The sequence below is a fragment of the Halomonas heilongjiangensis genome (genome assembly GCF_002879645.1).
Taxonomy (GTDB): domain Bacteria; phylum Pseudomonadota; class Gammaproteobacteria; order Pseudomonadales; family Halomonadaceae; genus Halomonas; species Halomonas heilongjiangensis.
Genome location: NZ_PNRE01000002.1, coordinates 31311 through 47261, shown reverse-complemented (window position 1 = coordinate 47261; position 15951 = coordinate 31311). Strand labels below are relative to the sequence as shown.

17 protein-coding genes are annotated in these 15951 nt (G+C 68.1%); 16 read left to right on the top strand and 1 reads right to left on the bottom strand.

Features of this window, described 5'->3' with window-relative positions:
* Positions 1–27 precede the first annotated feature (27 nt).
* The 16 genes from C1H66_RS00270 to C1H66_RS00195 all read left to right on the top strand — a co-directional run bounded on the left by C1H66_RS00270 (position 28) and on the right by C1H66_RS00195 (position 15390).
* Positions 28–534: a COG4648 family protein gene (locus tag C1H66_RS00270; protein ID WP_102625924.1), complete on the top strand. Its 507-nt coding sequence runs from the start codon at positions 28–30 to the stop codon at positions 532–534.
* Positions 531–2231, top strand: coding sequence for an ApeI family dehydratase (locus C1H66_RS00265; RefSeq protein ID WP_102625923.1), 1701 nt, complete (start codon positions 531–533; stop codon positions 2229–2231). The genes C1H66_RS00270 and C1H66_RS00265 overlap by 4 nt, the downstream gene beginning before the upstream one ends.
* Complete coding sequence (locus tag C1H66_RS00260) at positions 2224–2982, top strand: glycosyltransferase family 2 protein (RefSeq protein WP_102625922.1); 759 nt, start codon at positions 2224–2226, stop codon at positions 2980–2982. Before C1H66_RS00265 ends, C1H66_RS00260 begins: the two co-directional genes overlap by 8 nt.
* Complete coding sequence (locus C1H66_RS00255) at positions 2979–3920, top strand: LpxL/LpxP family acyltransferase (protein WP_102625921.1); 942 nt, start codon at positions 2979–2981, stop codon at positions 3918–3920. Before C1H66_RS00260 ends, C1H66_RS00255 begins: the two co-directional genes overlap by 4 nt.
* On the top strand, positions 3904–5475 hold the full coding sequence (locus tag C1H66_RS00250) for an HAL/PAL/TAL family ammonia-lyase (RefSeq protein WP_102625920.1): 1572 nt from the start codon (positions 3904–3906) through the stop codon (positions 5473–5475). Before C1H66_RS00255 ends, C1H66_RS00250 begins: the two co-directional genes overlap by 17 nt.
* Entirely contained in the window at positions 5465–5905 is a 441-nt protein-coding gene (locus C1H66_RS00245) for an acyl-CoA thioesterase (RefSeq protein ID WP_102625919.1), read from the top strand. Before C1H66_RS00250 ends, C1H66_RS00245 begins: the two co-directional genes overlap by 11 nt.
* Entirely contained in the window at positions 5905–6462 is a 558-nt protein-coding gene (locus C1H66_RS00240) for a LolA-related protein (RefSeq protein ID WP_102625918.1), read from the top strand. The genes C1H66_RS00245 and C1H66_RS00240 overlap by 1 nt, the downstream gene beginning before the upstream one ends.
* Before the next feature lie 14 nt (positions 6463–6476).
* The gene (locus tag C1H66_RS00235; RefSeq protein WP_170064044.1) at positions 6477–8765 is read left to right on the top strand and encodes an MMPL family transporter; all 2289 of its coding nucleotides are present in this window, start codon (positions 6477–6479) and stop codon (positions 8763–8765) included.
* 13 nt (positions 8766–8778) lie between these two features.
* Complete coding sequence (locus C1H66_RS00230; protein WP_240618163.1) at positions 8779–10071, top strand: NAD(P)/FAD-dependent oxidoreductase; 1293 nt, start codon at positions 8779–8781, stop codon at positions 10069–10071.
* Positions 10068–10637 (top strand): DUF3261 domain-containing protein, encoded by a 570-nt coding sequence (locus C1H66_RS00225; protein ID WP_102625915.1) that lies wholly within the window; start codon positions 10068–10070, stop codon positions 10635–10637. The genes C1H66_RS00230 and C1H66_RS00225 overlap by 4 nt, the downstream gene beginning before the upstream one ends.
* Positions 10622–11812, top strand: coding sequence for a beta-ketoacyl-ACP synthase (locus C1H66_RS00220; RefSeq protein WP_102625914.1), 1191 nt, complete (start codon positions 10622–10624; stop codon positions 11810–11812). Before C1H66_RS00225 ends, C1H66_RS00220 begins: the two co-directional genes overlap by 16 nt.
* A complete protein-coding gene (locus C1H66_RS00215; RefSeq protein ID WP_102625913.1) occupies positions 11809–12297 on the top strand; it encodes a hotdog family protein in 489 nt (162 codons plus the stop codon). Before C1H66_RS00220 ends, C1H66_RS00215 begins: the two co-directional genes overlap by 4 nt.
* Positions 12294–13019 (top strand): 3-oxoacyl-ACP reductase FabG, encoded by a 726-nt coding sequence (fabG, locus tag C1H66_RS00210; protein ID WP_102625912.1) that lies wholly within the window; start codon positions 12294–12296, stop codon positions 13017–13019. Before C1H66_RS00215 ends, fabG begins: the two co-directional genes overlap by 4 nt.
* Positions 13019–14278 carry a beta-ketoacyl-ACP synthase gene (locus C1H66_RS00205; protein WP_102625911.1) on the top strand — a complete coding sequence of 420 codons (1260 nt, stop codon included), beginning with the start codon at positions 13019–13021 and terminating at the stop codon, positions 14276–14278. Before fabG ends, C1H66_RS00205 begins: the two co-directional genes overlap by 1 nt.
* 64 nt (positions 14279–14342) lie before the next feature.
* On the top strand, positions 14343–14786 hold the full coding sequence (locus C1H66_RS00200; RefSeq protein ID WP_102625910.1) for an excinuclease ATPase subunit: 444 nt from the start codon (positions 14343–14345) through the stop codon (positions 14784–14786).
* A 4-nt stretch (positions 14787–14790) separates the two neighbouring features.
* Complete coding sequence (locus C1H66_RS00195; RefSeq protein ID WP_102625909.1) at positions 14791–15390, top strand: 4'-phosphopantetheinyl transferase superfamily protein; 600 nt, start codon at positions 14791–14793, stop codon at positions 15388–15390.
* 93 nt (positions 15391–15483) lie between these two features.
* On the opposite strand, the gene C1H66_RS00190 is transcribed toward C1H66_RS00195, so the two are convergent.
* Positions 15484–15855, bottom strand: a complete 372-nt coding sequence (locus C1H66_RS00190) for a RidA family protein (RefSeq protein WP_102625908.1) — start codon at positions 15853–15855, stop codon at positions 15484–15486.
* Positions 15856–15951 lie beyond the last annotated feature (96 nt).

Here is a 15951-nt window from a genome sequence, read left to right as displayed (position 1 = left end):
CCGATGAGAGGAATCAAATGCCTTGGCATGCTTGCCGCGTTGGGCTGGCCGATCCTGGTGTTCGCCCTGCACGGCACGCTGGGCAGTTGGCCCCTGCTGGTGATAGGTGCCGGCCTGCTGGCCTGGCGGATCCCCCAGGCGCGTCTCCTGGCGCTCGGCGTCGCCGCGCTCTTGCTCGCTGCGGGGGGCATGGGGCATGCCGAACTCGGCATGCGCGCCTACCCGGTCGCCGTGAATGCCATCATGCTGACCCTGTTCCTGACCAGCCTGTCTCAGGGCATGCCGATCGTCGAGCGGCTGGCACGCCTGCGCGAGCCCGACCTGTCGGCTGCCGGTGTACGCTATACCCGCCGTGTCACCTGGGCGTGGTGCGGCTTCTTCATGATCAACGGCACCATCGCCAGCTGGACGGTGCTCTACGCCGATCTGGCGGTATGGTCGCTGTACAACGGCGTCATCAGTTACGGCCTGATCGGCCTGATGTTCGGCAGTGAATGGCTGCTGCGCCAGCGATTGCGGAGATCCTTGACGTGACATTCACTCCCCTGAGCCAGGCGCCCTGGCGTCGGACGGTGTCCCCCGTGCCCGGACTGCCCTCCGGCTGGACGTCTCCGGCATCACTGCCTGCGCGTGTCGAGGCCTGGCGCCGCTGGCTCGCCGGCCGTCCCGGCGGACAATGGCTGCTCTGCCAGCGCTACCCCGGTGAATTCTGTGCCGCCCTGGTGGCATTGTGGGAGAGCGGCAGGGTCGCGGTATTGCCTGCCGATGACCGCCCTGAAACTCTGGCCAGGTTGGCCAACGAGGTCGAGGGTACGCTCCCCGACGCGCCCGATGTGCCGGCGGCAGCGGACCACGGCATCCAGGCGCCGCTCGCACTCACGCCGTCATCCACCGCCGTGGTGCTGTATACCTCCGGCTCCACGGGCGATCCCGTACGCCTCGCCAAGCGTTTCGACCAGCTCGATGCGGAGTTGGCCGCCCATGCCAAGCTGTGGCCCCTGGCCGGCACCGCCGTGATCTCGCAGGTCAGCCACCAGCATATCTACGGCCTGCTCGCCGGGATATTGCACCCCCTCTGTGCCGGCGCGCCGTTCTGCGGTGATGCCAGTCGCTACCCCGAAGTGCTTGCCGCCCGCCTCGAGGAGGCCGGCGGTGCGGGACTCAAGCCGGTGGTGGTGAGTTCACCGGCCCAGCTGTCACGCCTCCCCGACCACCTGCCATGGACGGAGCGCTCCGCGCCATGCCGGGTGTTCTCCTCCGGCGCGCCACTCGCCGCACCGCATGCCCGCCACGCAGAGCGCCTCCTGCACGCACCGGTGGTCGAGATCTACGGCAGCACGGAGACCGGCGGCATCGCTCGGCGACGCCAGACCCGGAGCAGTACCTGGCAACCCCTGCCCGGGGTACGACTGTCATTCGAGGGCGAGCGCCTGCTGCTGCGTTCGGCGTTTCTCGATACCCCTGACGCCTGGTGGCAGCAACCCGACCGGGTCGCTCCCGCTGCCAACGGCTTCGCACTGCTGGGCCGCGCAGACCGCCTGGTCAAGATCGCCGGCAAGCGCGTCTCGCTGGTACACATCGAGCGTACCCTGGCCGACGCCCCGGAAGTCATCGAGGCGCGCTGTGTCGATCTCGATCGCAGCGATGGGCGACTGGGGGCCGTGGTCGCCCTGAGCCGCGAGGCCATTCCGCACCGGCACGAGTCCCGGCGCGACCTGATCCAGCGCCTGCGTGCACGACTGTCGAAACACCTGGAGCAGGTCGCCATACCCCGCTACTGGCGCTTCGTCGATGCGCTGCCGAGCAATCCGCAAGGCAAGCTCGACCGCGACCTGATCAAGCGACTGTTCGCCGATCTCGACGATACGCGGGCGCCACGCTGGCTGGGGGAACGACGCCCGGGCGCCGATAGCTGCACGCTGACCCTCGAAGTCCCCGAACGCCTGGCCTACCTCGAGGGGCATTTCGAGGACTACCCGCTGGTGCCCGGTGTGGTCATGGTGCAGTGGGCCATCGAACTGGCCCGCGAGAACTTCGGCCAACTGGGCGACTTCCAGGGCCTCGAGCGCCTGAAGTTCCAGCGCCCCCTGCAACCCGGGATACGCTTCACGCTCGAGCTGCTGCGGCGCGAGGATGGCATCGCCTTCACCTTCGAGTCCGGCGAGGGTCGGCACTGCGCCGGGCGTGTTCGTCTGCAATCCCGGGATGGGACCGGAGCCTCCCATGGCTGAACCGCGTCCCTGTGCCCTGGTGCCGGTCTACGACCACCCTGCCACCATCGGCTCGGTATGCGCCGAACTGGGTGCCCTGGGGCTACCGGTCGTGCTGGTCGACGATGGCAGTCACGCCGAGTGTGCAGCCGAACTCGACCGCCTCGCCGCACACGGTCATCACCTGCTGCGCCTGGACAGCAACCGCGGCAAGGGGGCGGCGGTACGCGCCGGGCTGGCGGAAGCCCAGCGGCTCGGCTACACCCATGCCCTGCAGGTCGACGCCGATGGCCAACATGCCAGTGAGGACCTGCCCGGCTTTCTGGCCGAGCTCGATGGCACGCCCGAGGCCCTGGTGGTCGGCTACCCGCGCTATGATGCCAGCGTCCCTCGTGCCCGCCTGTACGGCCGCTACGCGACCCATGTGTGGGTGTGGATCAATACCCTGTCCGGGGAGATCCGCGACTCGATGTGCGGCGTCCGGCTCTATCCGGTCGAGTCCCTCAACCGGTTACTGGCCAGGCACTCGTGCGGTGATCGCATGACCTTCGATACCGAGATCCTGGTGCGCTGGCACTGGGCTGGCGGTACCCTGCGCAACCTGCCGGTGCGGGTGTATTATCCACGCGATGGCGTGAGCCACTTCGCGCTGTGGCGCGACAACCGCCAGATCAGCGCCATGCATGCCCGGCTGTTCTGCGGCATGCTGCTGCGCCTGCCCCGCCTGCTGGCCAGGCGTTGGCGAAGAACGCCCGTGGAGGCCAGGCCATGAGCCATCACTGGGCGCGGATCGGAGAGCGTGGCAGCCTCGCCGGCATGCGTCTGATGGTGGCCACGCAACGGCGTCTGGGCCGCTGGCCCTTTCGGCTGCTGCTGTGGCCCGTCATGCTGTGGTACTTCCTGCTGCATGGCACGGCTCGACGCGCCTCCCGGGCCTACCTGCTGCGTCTCGACCCCGGGCTTTCCCGGCACCCTTGCAAGCGGCTGTGGCTCGGCTATCGCCACTTCCTGGCCTTCGCCGACGCCCTGATGGACAAGGTCGCCGCCTGGAGTGGCGATATCACCGACGAGCACCTGGTCGGCAGCGGCATCGCGCGTTTCAGCGCCGCCATCGACACCGGGCAGGGCGGCCTGATCCTGGTCGCCCACCACGGCAATCTCGACGTGGTCAATGCGCTGGCCGAGCGCCACCCCGGCCTCGATCTGACGGTGATGATGCACACCCGCAACGCACGCAAGTTCCATGCACTGCTCGAGCGTGTCACGGGGCGCCCCCGGCCACCTGTGCTCGAGGTCGACGAGATCACCCCGGCCACCGCCCAGTGCCTCGCCGAGCGCCTCGATGCAGGAGGCTACGTGGTCATCGCCGCCGACCGGCTCCCGCTTTCCGGTGAGCGCAGCCGTCGCCTCGACTTCCTCGGCGCCCCGGCCCTCTTCCCCGAAGGTCCGTTCCGGCTGGCCGCCCTGCTGCGCTGCCCTCTGTATACCCTGGCCTGCGTTCGCGAGGACGGAGCGTTCAGGATCGACTTCGAACCTTTCGACGATACCCGCGACCTGCGGCGCCGGGAGCGCGAACGCTGGATCGCCGAGGCCATGCAGCGCCATGCCGACCGACTGGCCCAGCGGGTTCGCGACCACCCGCTGCAGTGGTTCAATTTCTACCCGTTCTGGCTGAACGAAACTGGATCCATCCATGACCCTACTCCATGACCCCCTGGTGACATCCTCTACCACCGCTCCCCTCACGCTGGATGGCTCACCCGTCACCCTCGAGGACGTTCTGGCGGTGGCCGAAGGCCGGCGCCGAGTCATGTTGTCGACGGCATCGGACTTCCGCGCGCGTATCGCCCGCGGCAACGCTTTCCTCGAGCGTCTGCTGGAGGAAGAGGGGGTGGTCTATGGCGTCACAACGGGCTACGGCGACTCCTGCACCCGTGAGGTCTCCGCCGCCGACCTCGAGCAGTTGCCACGGCAGTTGTACACCTTCCATGGCTGTGGCCTGGGTGAAGTGCTGCCGGTAGAGGCGTCCCGCGCCGTGGTCATGGTACGGCTGGTATCGCTGTGCCGCGGGGTCTCGGGCGTCAGCGTCGAGCTCCTCGAGCGCCTGGTGTGGCTGCTCGAACATGACATCGTCCCGGTCATTCCGGAGGAAGGGTCGGTGGGGGCCAGCGGCGATCTGACCCCCTTGTCGTACCTGGCCGCGGCACTATGCGGCGAGCGCGAGGTCTTCGAGCGTGGCAGGCGACGCCCCACCGCGGAGGTCTTCGCCGAGCACGGCCTGACGCCCTATCGCCTGAAGCCCAAGGAGGGCCTGGCGCTGATGAACGGCACCGCCGTGATGACCGCGCTGGGGGTGTTCGCCTTCGCTCGCACCGCCTACCTGGCGCGGCTCGCCACGCGCATCACCGCGCTATCCGTCTATGCGCTGGACGGCAACCCCTACCACTTCGACGCCGACCTGTTCGCCGCCAAGCCGCACCTCGGGCAGAACCGCGTGGCCGCGCGCCTGCGCGGCGATCTGCACGCCCCCCGCACACCACGCAATTCACCGCGCCTGCAGGACCGCTACTCGACGCGCTGCGCGCCACACGTGATCGGCGTGGTGGAAGATGCCCTGCCCTGGTGGCGTCAGTTTCTCGAGACCGAGCTCAACAGCGCCAATGACAACCCGCTGATCGATGCCGAGGGCGGCAAGGTCATGCACGGGGGCCATTTCTACGGCGGCCATGTCGCCTTCGCCATGGACGGCCTCAAGCAGGCCAGCGCCAACCTGGCCGACCTGCTCGACCGCCAGTTGGCGCTGCTGGTCGACACCCGCTTCAACCACGGCCTGCCCAGCAACCTGAGCGGTGCCGAGCCAGCGCGTGCCGCCCTCAACCATGGCTACAAGGCCGTGCAGATCGGCGCCTCGGCGTGGACCGCCGAGGCGCTCAAGCTGACCATGCCGGCCAGCGTCTTCTCGCGCTCCACGGAGTGTCACAACCAGGACAAGGTCAGCATGGGCACCATCGCCGCGCGTGACGCCCTGCGGATCCTGACGCTCGTCGAGCAGGTCGCTGCCGCCACCCTCCACGCCGCCTGCCAGGGTGCCGAGCTGCGTAGTCGTCAGGCGGGCGCCGCGCCACTGCCCGAGCAACTGGCCGGGTTTCTCGCTGCCTGCCGCACGCACATTCCACCGCTGGTCGAAGACCGCGCCCTGGAAGCCGAACTACGCACCCTCTGCGACCTGATCCGCGAACGCCGCTGGAGCCTGTATGACGCCTGACGATCGCCCTTTGCCGCGTGCCGAGACCGAGCTGACGATCCCCTTTCACGATATCGACATGATGCAGGTGGCCTGGCATGGCCACTACGTCCGCTATCTGGAGATCGCGCGCTGCACACTGCTCGATGCCATCGACTACAACTATCCGCAGATGAGCGAGTCGGGATTCGCCTGGCCGGTGATCGACCTGCGCCTGCGCTATGCCGCCCCGGCAGTGTTCGCCCAGCGCATCGCCATCGAGGCGCGCCTGAGCGAATGGGAGCATCGCCTCAAGATCGACTACACCATTCGCGATGCCGAGACGCGCCGACGCCTGACCCGCGCCTGGAGCGTGCAGGTCGCGGTGGGCCTGGACGACCGGGAGATGCGCCTGGCGTCACCGCCGGCCCTGGTCGAGAGACTCCTCGCCTGGCAGGAGGCCAACCACTGATGCGCCAGATGTTCGCTGCTGCCAGCCTCGGCCTGCTCCTGTGCGCTGGCCAGCCCCTCTGGGCGTCGCCGGAAGCCGATGCGCTCGCCGAACTCCTCGCCGACCATGCACCGCAGTGCGCCGGCTTCGAGCAGTCGCGCTGGCTGGCCGACCTCGAGGTCCGACTCGACAGCCGCGGCCATTTCCGACGCCAGGACAACGCACTGGTCTGGTCCACCACGGCGCCAGTGGCGGATCGCCTCTACCTGAGCGAAGAGAACGACGACCTGCCGATGGGCTTCCGGGTGCTCCTGCCGGTCTTCACCGGCCTGCTGTCGGGAGACTGGCAGGCCCTGGAGCGTCACTTCACCATCGCGCTCGGTGGCGAGCTGGACGCGTGGCGGGCCGACCTGACGCCCATCGACCCGGCCCTCGGCGAACACCTCTCGCAGCTGGTGGTACATGGTGGGGAACGCGTCGAGCGGCTCGCTATCGCGTTCCGTGACGGCGACCGACTCGAGCTGAGCCTGACACCGGTCGACTGCGCAAGCCTCGATGACGGAAACGCCGCCCAGTGAGCGAGCCGACACGGATGAAGCGGGCCGAACGCCTCGGTGCCTGGTGCTGGGCCTTGCTCCTGCTGGGCGCCGCCCTGCTGCTGGTCAGCCAGCTGCGCCAGGCGGCGCCCCTGGACACCCGCATCACCGCCCTGTTGCCGGAGGTCCGGGAGACCCCGCTGATCGAGCAGGCCGAACGGCACCTGACGCAGGCCTTCGAGGACCGCTTGGTGCTGCTGGTCAGGGGCGAGGATCCCGCACGGCTGGTCGCCGATCTCAGGGATCGCCTGCGCGACTCCAATGCCGTGGCAGAGTTCGACGATGGCGCCATCGAGCGTGCCGATCGAGCCCTGGCGGACTATCGCTATCGCCTGCTGGCCGAGCCACTGGCCAGCGCCGGCGACGAGGCCTGGACGCAACGGGCCCTGTCACGACTCTTCGCCCCCGGCGTGAGCGCCGATCCACTCGGTGACCCCTTCGGGCTGCTCGACGCCTGGCTGTCCCGGCTGCTCGACGGCCCGATCCGCCCCGTCGAGGGCCTGCCCGCCGTCGACGACGAGGGCGGCCACTGGTTCCTGGTGGGGGGGCGGCTGGCTGCCAGCCCCTATGACATGACACTGCAACGGCAGCTGGTGGGCGCCCTGGATGACTTCCGAACGGCCCACCCCGACGCCGAGTTGCTGCGCGCGGGTCTGGTCTTCCACGCCGCATCCGGCGCCAGCCAGGCCAAGCGCGAAATTTCCACCATCGGGCTGGGCGCCCTGCTGGGTATTCTGCTGCTGCTCTGGTGCGTGTTCCGGCGCGGCGTCACGCTGTTCAGCCTGCTGCTGCCGGTGGCCTGCGGGGTGCTGTTCGCGCTACCGCTGACCTGGGCGCTCTTCGGCACCCTCAACCTGTTGACGCTCGCTTTCGGCGCCAGCCTGATCGGCGTCGCCGTCGACTATGCCCTGCATCTGCAGTGTGCCCGCCAGCTCTCCCCCGATCGCCCCTTGTCGAGGATATGGCCGGGGCTGTGGCTGGGTCTGGTATCGAGCCTGGCCGCCTATCTCGCCCAGCTCGCCACACCGCTGCCGGGCTTGCGCCAGATGGCGACGTTTGCCGCCCTGGGGCTGCTCGGCGCCTGGCTGACCGTGCGCCTGTGGCTGCCGCACTTCGCTGCGCGGCCACACCCGGTCACGGCAAGCCTGGCCGAACGCCTCGACCGCCTGCGCCTGCCATCGCGGGCTCCGCTGAGCTGGGGCTTGCTCACCCTGCTCGGCGTGGCCGCCGTGGCGGTGATCGCCATGCGCCTGACGACCAGCAACGACCTGCGCCAGCTCAACCCCTCTCCCGCCTCCCTGATCGCCGAGCAGCAGCGCGTGCAAGCCCTGCTGCAGCGCCCCACCGGCAGCCGTTACCTGGTTGTCACGGCCGACCACGAAGACGAGTTGCTGGAGCGGCTTGAAGCCCTCGAGGCACCGCTGGCGGAGCTGCACGAGAATGGCCATCTGACCGGCTATCGCCATCTCGCCCGTGCCGTGCCCTCGCCGGCCACCCAACAGGCCAACCTGGCGCGGGTACGCCAGGCCTATGCCCATGCACTGCCGCCATTGATCGAACGCGCCGGCCTCCCCATGCATCTGCAGGACGCAGCCGTGGAGCTCCTGGATGCGGCACCACTACTGGCAATCGATGAGTGGCTAAAGATGCCCCTGGGGCGTGCCGATAGCATGCTGTGGCTCGGCCGGGTCGCGGTGGACGGCGATCTTCGGTCGGCATCGTTGGTCGTGCTGGGCGATGCCGATGCCGTCGCCCAGCGACAACTGGCCCGGCTCACCAGCGTGCCGCATGTCCACTATCACGACCGGCTGGCCGCGCTCTCCACCCACCTGGCCGACTTGCGCGACACCATCGCCCTGTGGCTGATCGCCGCGGTGGCGGGACTGACGTTGCTCTTCGGCTGGCGCTACCGGAGCCGCACCTGGCGTGTGCTGCTGCCGCCGCTGGGGGCCGTGGTGGCGACCCTGGCGCTGTTCGCTGTCCTGGGGGTCGGCCTGACCCTGTTCCACCTGCTGGGGTTGCTGCTGGTGCTGGGAATCGGGCTCGATGCCGGCATCTTCAGCACCGAACACCCGGAAAGCCCGGCGGCGTGGCTGGCGATCAGCCTGTCATGCGCCTCGAGCCTGCTGGCATTCGGCCTGCTGGCATTCAGCGCCACGCCGGCCTTGCACTACCTGGGCATGACCTGCCTGGTGGGCCTCGCGGCGACCTGGGCGCTGGTGCCCTTTGCCCGGGCCGATACGAGGGACAACCCATCGACACCTGCCATCCGCGATGGCCGATAGGAGAACCGATCTCATGGAAGCACGGCATGCAGTGCCGCAAGGGCAGACCGTCACGGACGTCGCCATCATCGGCGCCGGACCTTCCGGCGCCGCGGCAGCGGCCTGGCTCGCACGACGTGGCCTGGCCGTCAGGGTCATCGAGCGCAGCCGTTTTCCACGCTTTTCCATCGGCGAGAGCCTGCTGCCCCAGTGCATGGTGCATCTCGAGGCTTGCGGGCTTCTCGAGGCCGCCCGGGGCGGCAATTTCCAGGTCAAGAACGGTGCCGCCTTTACCTGGCGCGGGCGGGACACGACCATCGACTTCCGCGACAAGTTCACTCCCGGCCCCGGCACCACCTGGCAGGTCGAGCGTGCCGAGTTCGACCAGCGCCTGATCGAAGGGGCACGACACGCCGGTGCCGAGGTGGAATTCGGCAGCACCGTCGACGCCTTCGTCCCCGATGCCGAACGACCTCGATTGACGATCACCGACGCCCGGGGCGAACGCAGCACCCTCGAGGCCCGGTTCGTGCTCGATGCCAGCGGCTATGGCCGCGTCCTGGCCAGGCTCACCGGGCTCGCCCGGCCCTCCAGCCTGGAGTCGCGCTGCGCCCTGTTCACCCATGTCGAGGATCGGATCGACTGCTCGCGACATGACCGCGAGAAGATCCTGATCGGCATCCACCCCGACCACTCGGATGTCTGGTACTGGCTCATCCCCTTCCGCGAGGGGCGTGCCTCGGTCGGCGTGGTCGGAAACCGGGCCGCCCTCGAAGCCGTCGGCACCAGCGATTCCGAGCGTCTCTGGCATTTCATCCATGCCGAACCGCGGCTCGCCGAACTCCTTGCCAAGGCCGAGGCCGTTCGCGATACCGGACGCCTGGAAGGGTATTCCGCCGACGTCAAACGCCTACACGGCCCGGGCTTCGCACTGCTGGGTAACGCGGGCGAGTTTCTCGATCCGGTATTCTCCTCGGGGGTCACCATTGCCCTGGACTCGGCATTACGCGCGGCCCCGCTGGTCGAACGCCAGCTCGGCGGCGAAGGTGTCGCCTGGGACACGGAGTTCGAGCAGCCGCTGCGGCGCGGCATCGCCACCTTCCGCGAGTTCGTCGATGCCTGGTACGATGGGCGTCTTCCCCGCATCATCTTCAATGAACGGCAGACGCCACGCATCCGATCGATGATCAGTTCGATACTCGCCGGCTATGCCTGGGACACGGCCAACCCCTTCGTGGCCGCCAGTCGCCGTCGACTCGACAGCCTTGCCGAGGCCTGTACCGTCGAGCCTGACAACGTCGTCACCTCCGCCGAGCGCCACCCATGACCTTGGCGCGCCTCGTCATCCACTCGCTCCTGGCTGGCTGGCTGGTACTGTCGACCGGTTGTGCCACACGAGCTGTCCATGCCCCCTTGCCGGAGCTGGCGACACTGCCCGCGGCCGATGCCCGGACCCAGCGACTGACCTTCATCCATCAGGACGAACGGCACGAGCTGCTCGGCGTGTTGCGCCACGATGAAAGCGGATTGCAGTTGGCCCTGCTCAGCCCCCAGGGTCAACGGCTGCTGACCCTGGTGCATGATGCCCGGGGACCTCGCTTCCTTCCTGGCGCCCGGTTCGAGCCACCGTTCACGGCCGAGTGGCTCGCCAGCCGCCTGGCCTGGAGCCTGTGGCCTGCACCAGCGCTGGAGCAGGCGTTCGGAGACAGCGGCTGGACTCTCCGGGATGATGCCAATGGGCGCATCGTCGAGTATCGCGGCCGAACGATGGCACGCATCATGGGCAGCAGCGACTGCCGCATCATCGACGACATCGAGGGCGGCTATCGCCTGCGTGTCGCTACCCTTGGCGATGACTCCAACCGGACCGAAGCTGCATGCCCGACCGACTGACACCCTTGCAGACACAGCCCTGTCGACTTTCCCCACCGGCCCTGATCTGCCCGTTGGGAGACGACCTGGCCACCATCGCCGATGCCCTGTTCCGCGGTCAACGCGCCCTGGTGCGAGCCGACACGTTCACTCCCGGGCGCCCGTTGCCATTGGGCCGCGTGACCGCGACGCTGCCCGCCGCCCGAGCCTGGCCAGCCGAGCATCGCTCGCGCAACAACCAGCTGCTGGCGGCGGCATTGGAGCGGCTGTTGCCGACGCTCGACGCCTTTCGCGAGCGTCGGCCCCGCGCGCGCATCGGGGTCGTCCTGGGTACCAGCACCTCGGGGATCGGCGAGACCGAAGTCGCGCTGACCGCCCGCCAGCAGAGCGGGAGCTGGCCCGAGTCGTTTCACTACCAGCGTCACGAAATCGGCTCGCCGGCACGATTCGTGGCCGACCGGCTGGGGCTCGAGGGGCCTGTCTATACGCTGTCCACCGCCTGCACGTCGAGCGCCCGTGCCCTGATCAGTGCCAAGCGGTTGCTGGCGACCGGCGCCTGTGATGCGGTCATCAGTGGTGGTGCCGACAGCCTCTGCGGCCTGACCGTCAACGGCTTCGCCTCGCTCGAAGCCTTGAGCGACTCGCCCTGTCAGCCATTCTCGGTCAATCGCTCGGGTATCAATCTGGGCGAAGCCGCCGCCCTCTTTCTTGTCACCAGCGAGCCCGGCGGCATCCAGCTCGCCGGTTATGGCGAAACCAGCGACGCCTACCATATCTCCGCCCCGCGACCAGATGGCCAGGGAGCCGCAGACGCCATGCAGGCCGCCCTGGACATGGCCCGATGCCCGTCCAGCGCCATCGATTATCTCAACCTGCACGGCACCGCAACCCGCCAGAACGACAGCATGGAGGCGCTGGCCGTCTCGCGGGTCTTCGGCGACCGCCTGCCGTGCAGCTCGACCAAGGCCCTTACCGGCCACACCCTGGGGGCCTGCGGGGCACTGGAAGCGGCTTTCTGCTGGCTGACCCTGGATGCCGGCCGGCTGCCCCCGCAGGTTCACGATGGCCAGGTCGATCCACAACTGCCAACGCTGACCTACGCCACCGCCACACCATGCAATGCCACCCACACCCTGAGCAACTCGTTCGCCTTCGGGGGCAACAACGTCGCCTTGCTGCTGGAGCGCCGCTCATGACCGATACCCCACTGGCCCCCTCGCTGCCCTGCGCTATCGCGCCCTTCGTGCCACACCGCCACGGCATGTGTCTGCTCGATACGCTGCTCGAGGTCGGCGATGAGCACCTGCTCGCCGAGGTCACCCCGCGCCGTGACGGCCTGTTCGCCGCTGCCCGGGGAGTTCCCGGTTGGGTCGGTCTCGAGTGGCTCGCCCAGGCCGTCGCGGCCTGGGCCGGGGTGCAGGCCGTGCGTCAGGGCGACGAGCCGCGCATCGGTTTCTTGCTCGGCACGCGTCGCTACCGATGCCGGACCCCATGGTTCGAGTTCGATCGGCCGGTACGGGTCGACGTCGCTCTCGACTTTCGCGCCGACAACGGCCTCGGCGCCTTTCGCGGCGAGCTGCGAGGGAGCCACGGGGAATCACTTGCCACCACCACGCTCAATGTCTTCCAGCCCGAGTCACTGGAAGCGCTGGAAGCCATCCAACGAGGGGAGAGCCCATGACCGCCAGCATTCTGATCACCGGCTCGAGCCGCGGCATCGGTCGCGCCATCGCCCTGCGCCTGGCCCGTGACGGCTTCGACATCGTCCTGCACTGTCGGCACCGACGCGAGGCCGCCGCTGCCGTTGCCGAGCAGATAACCGCCATGGGTCGTTCGGCCCGGGTACTCTGTTTCGACGTGGCCGACCGCCAGGCGGCCCGCCAGGCCATCGAGGCCGACATCGAGGCACATGGGGCCTATTACGGCGTGGTCTGCAATGCGGGCATCACCGCCGACGGCGCCTTCCCCGCGCTGTCCGACGAAGACTGGGACAGCGTCATTCACACGAACCTGGATGGCTTCTACAACGTGGTGAAGCCCCTGGTCATGCCGATGGTCCGTCGCCGTGCACCGGGTCGCATCGTGGTGATGTCCTCGGTTTCGGGGGTGATGGGCAACCGGGGACAGGTCAACTACAGCGCCGCCAAGGCCGGCCTGATCGGGGCGGTCAAGGCCCTGGCGGTGGAGCTGGCCAAGCGCCGAATCACCGTCAACTGCGTGGCCCCGGGCCTGATCGACACCGACATGACCGATGCCCTGGTCACCGAGGAAGCCCTCCGGATGATTCCCATGCGTCGCACCGGCAGCAGCGAGGAAGTCGCTGCCACCGTGAGCTTCCTGTGCTCGGGCGATGCCGGCTACATCACCCGCCAGGTCATTGCCGTGAATGGAGGGATGTGCTGATGTCGAGCAAGGGGCTTCGTAGCGACGGCCTCGGCCGACGGGTGGTGGTCACCGGCATGGCGGGTTTCTCTCCCATCGGCAACGACTGGCCCAGCATTCGTTCGCGGCTCGAGCGCCTGGAGAACGGCATCCGCCATGTCGATGAATGGTCCGTCTACGAGGGCCTCAATACCCGTCTCGGCGCCCCCGTCGTCGATTTCGACCTGCCCTCGCACTATCACCGGCGGGTGTTGCGCAGCATGGGGCGGGGAGCACAGATGGCCACCCGCGCCAGCGAGCTGGCGCTCGAGGATGCCGGCCTGCTCGGCTCGCCACTGCTCTCCAGCGGAGACCTGGGCATCGCCTATGGCGCCTCGGCGGGGGAACCCGATGCCGTGGCGGATTTCGGCAACATGCTGATCAACAAGTCCACCGACGGGCTGAACGCCAATTCCTATATCCGCATGATGGCCCACACGGCGCCGGTCAACATCGGGGTCTTCTTCGGCATACGCGGACGCATCCATACCACCTCGAGCGCCTGCACCTCGGGTAGCCAGGGGATCGGCTACGCCTTCGAAGCCATACGCTTCGGTCGCCAGAAGGCGATGATCGCCGGCGGCTGCGAAGAACTGTCGGCCTCCGAAGCCGCGGTCTTCGATACCCTGTTCGCCACCAGTACCCGCAACGATGCCCCGCACACGTCACCGCGGCCCTTCGATGTCGAACGCGATGGACTGGTAATCGGTGAAGGGGCGGGCACGCTGATCCTCGAGGAGCTCGAGCATGCCCAGGCCCGTGGGGCGACCATCCATGCAGAGCTGGTCGGGTTCGGCACCAACAGCGACGGTCGCCATGTCACCCAGCCCGATGCCGGCATGATGGAACAGGCGATCCGCCTGGCGCTGGCCGACGCCGGACTGGCTCCACAGCAGATCGGCTATGTCAGTGCCCATGGCACGGCCACCGATCGCGGCGATATCGCCGAGAGTCATGCCACCCATGCGGTATTCGGCAAGCGCATGCCGATCAGCGCCTTCAAGAGCTTCACCGGGCACACCCTGGGCGCGTGCGGCGCCCTGGAAGCCTGGGTGGCCATCGAGATGATGCGTGAGGGGCGCTTCCATGCCACCGCCAATCTTCACCGCCCCGACCCCGCCTGCGCCGACCTCGACTACCTCCGCGACGAGATGCGGCCTATCGATTGCGAATACGTGATGAGCAACAACTTCGCCTTCGGGGGGATCAACACCTCGTTGATCTTCCGTCGCTGGCCTTGATGCCGGCATGCCCGAGGTGCCGACGACCGGCACCACTCACCTACCCGAAAGCAAGGAATGATAAATGACCAGGGGACTGCTATCGCTCACCCTTCTGATCGGCGGCTTGGCACTGGCCGCTACGGCACAGGCCAGGGATACCCGGCATCTGCTGTCGATCGAGGAAGCCATGAACACCCCCGCGGCCAGGGAGCGCCTCGACCCCGAGATCCGCTTCGTGTTCGCCGATGCCGACCACGGTGAGGTCGTCGCCGAGCACGGCAACTACGTCACCAACAAGAAGACCAATGCCTTCAACAAGAGCGACGAGGAGGCCTGCCATTGGGTCATGCTCTCGGCACTGCTCAGCCTGCAGGAGCGCGTCAGGGCAGAGGGCGGCAATGCCGTGATCAATATCGAGAGCTACTACAAGCGCAACGCCATGGCGTCGCTTACCGAGTATGAATGCCATGCCGGGGCAGTGATGGCCGGGGTAGCCCTGCGCGGCGACGTCGTCACCCTGCGTTGAGCGAATGAAGGCCCACCTGGAGCTGATCCTGGCGCAGGCTCCTCCTGGCAGTAGCGGAGCCTGCCTGTCTCGGCTCGGGCGCGAGATGTTGTCGCGGCTCGCGGCGCGTCGTGGCCTCGACTGCCCTCTGGCCGACTGGTCGCCCAGGGGACAGGGGGCTCCGCGACACCCCTCGCTCCCCATGCCCTGGCGCGCTTGCCTGAGTCATCGCGATGGACGCGTCGTGGCGGGGCTCGCCACGGTGCCGGTCGGCATCGACCTCGAGCATGCTCGTCCCAGGCACGGCGCTCGCCTGGCGGAGCTGGTCGACCTGTTGCCCGAAGCCAGGGTACGCCGTGCCATTCTCGAGGCGGCCAGTCCTCTGGGGGCGTTCTATCGCGCCTGGACACTGCACGAAGCCCTGTTCAAGCTCGACAGTCTCGCAGGCCGGCCCCCAGGCAGCGTACTGGAGACGAGACTTTCCCGGTTGCTTCCCGGCGGCGGAGTCCAGGCGTGGCAGTGGCAGCATGACGGCTGGACATTGAGCATCTGCAGCCACCAGCGCCGGCTATGCATTCGTTCACTCCCCCGGCTGGCGATCACTCCGGAAACCGTCATGGGCTGAACCACCGCATCCGCCAGCAACTCCCCGAGCTTCTGCGGCGCTCACTATCTCGGACCTCCCCGAGTGTGACTCGCGGGTCCCGCCAGTCTTGATTCAGTAGCTGTATTCGCCGACGACCAGGGCCGTGACGGTGATCTCGACCTTCAGCTCGTCGGCGGGCATGGGGGCGCAGACGCAGGTCCGGGCCGGGGCGTGGCCGGTGGGCACCCAGGCATCCCACACCGCGTTCATGGCGGCGAAGTCGTGGCCCTCCTTGAGGTAGATCGTCGCCGTCAGCAGGTGCTCGCGATCGGAGCCGATCTCGGCGAGCAACGCATCGACGCGCGCCAGCATGCTCTCGGTCTGCTCGGTGATGTCGCCGTGACGCGCCTCGGGGCCGGCCACCTGACCGCACAGGTAGGCGATGCCGTTGTGGATCACGGCGCGGCTCATGCGCGCCTTGGTGTCGTGCCGAACGATGGTCATCTGTTTTTCTCCTGGAAGTCCGAAAGGGTGCAGCAAGACTATCTGCCGAGCCAATTAAAAGCAGTCGATTCTACCCCATCATTCGGCACAGTCGAT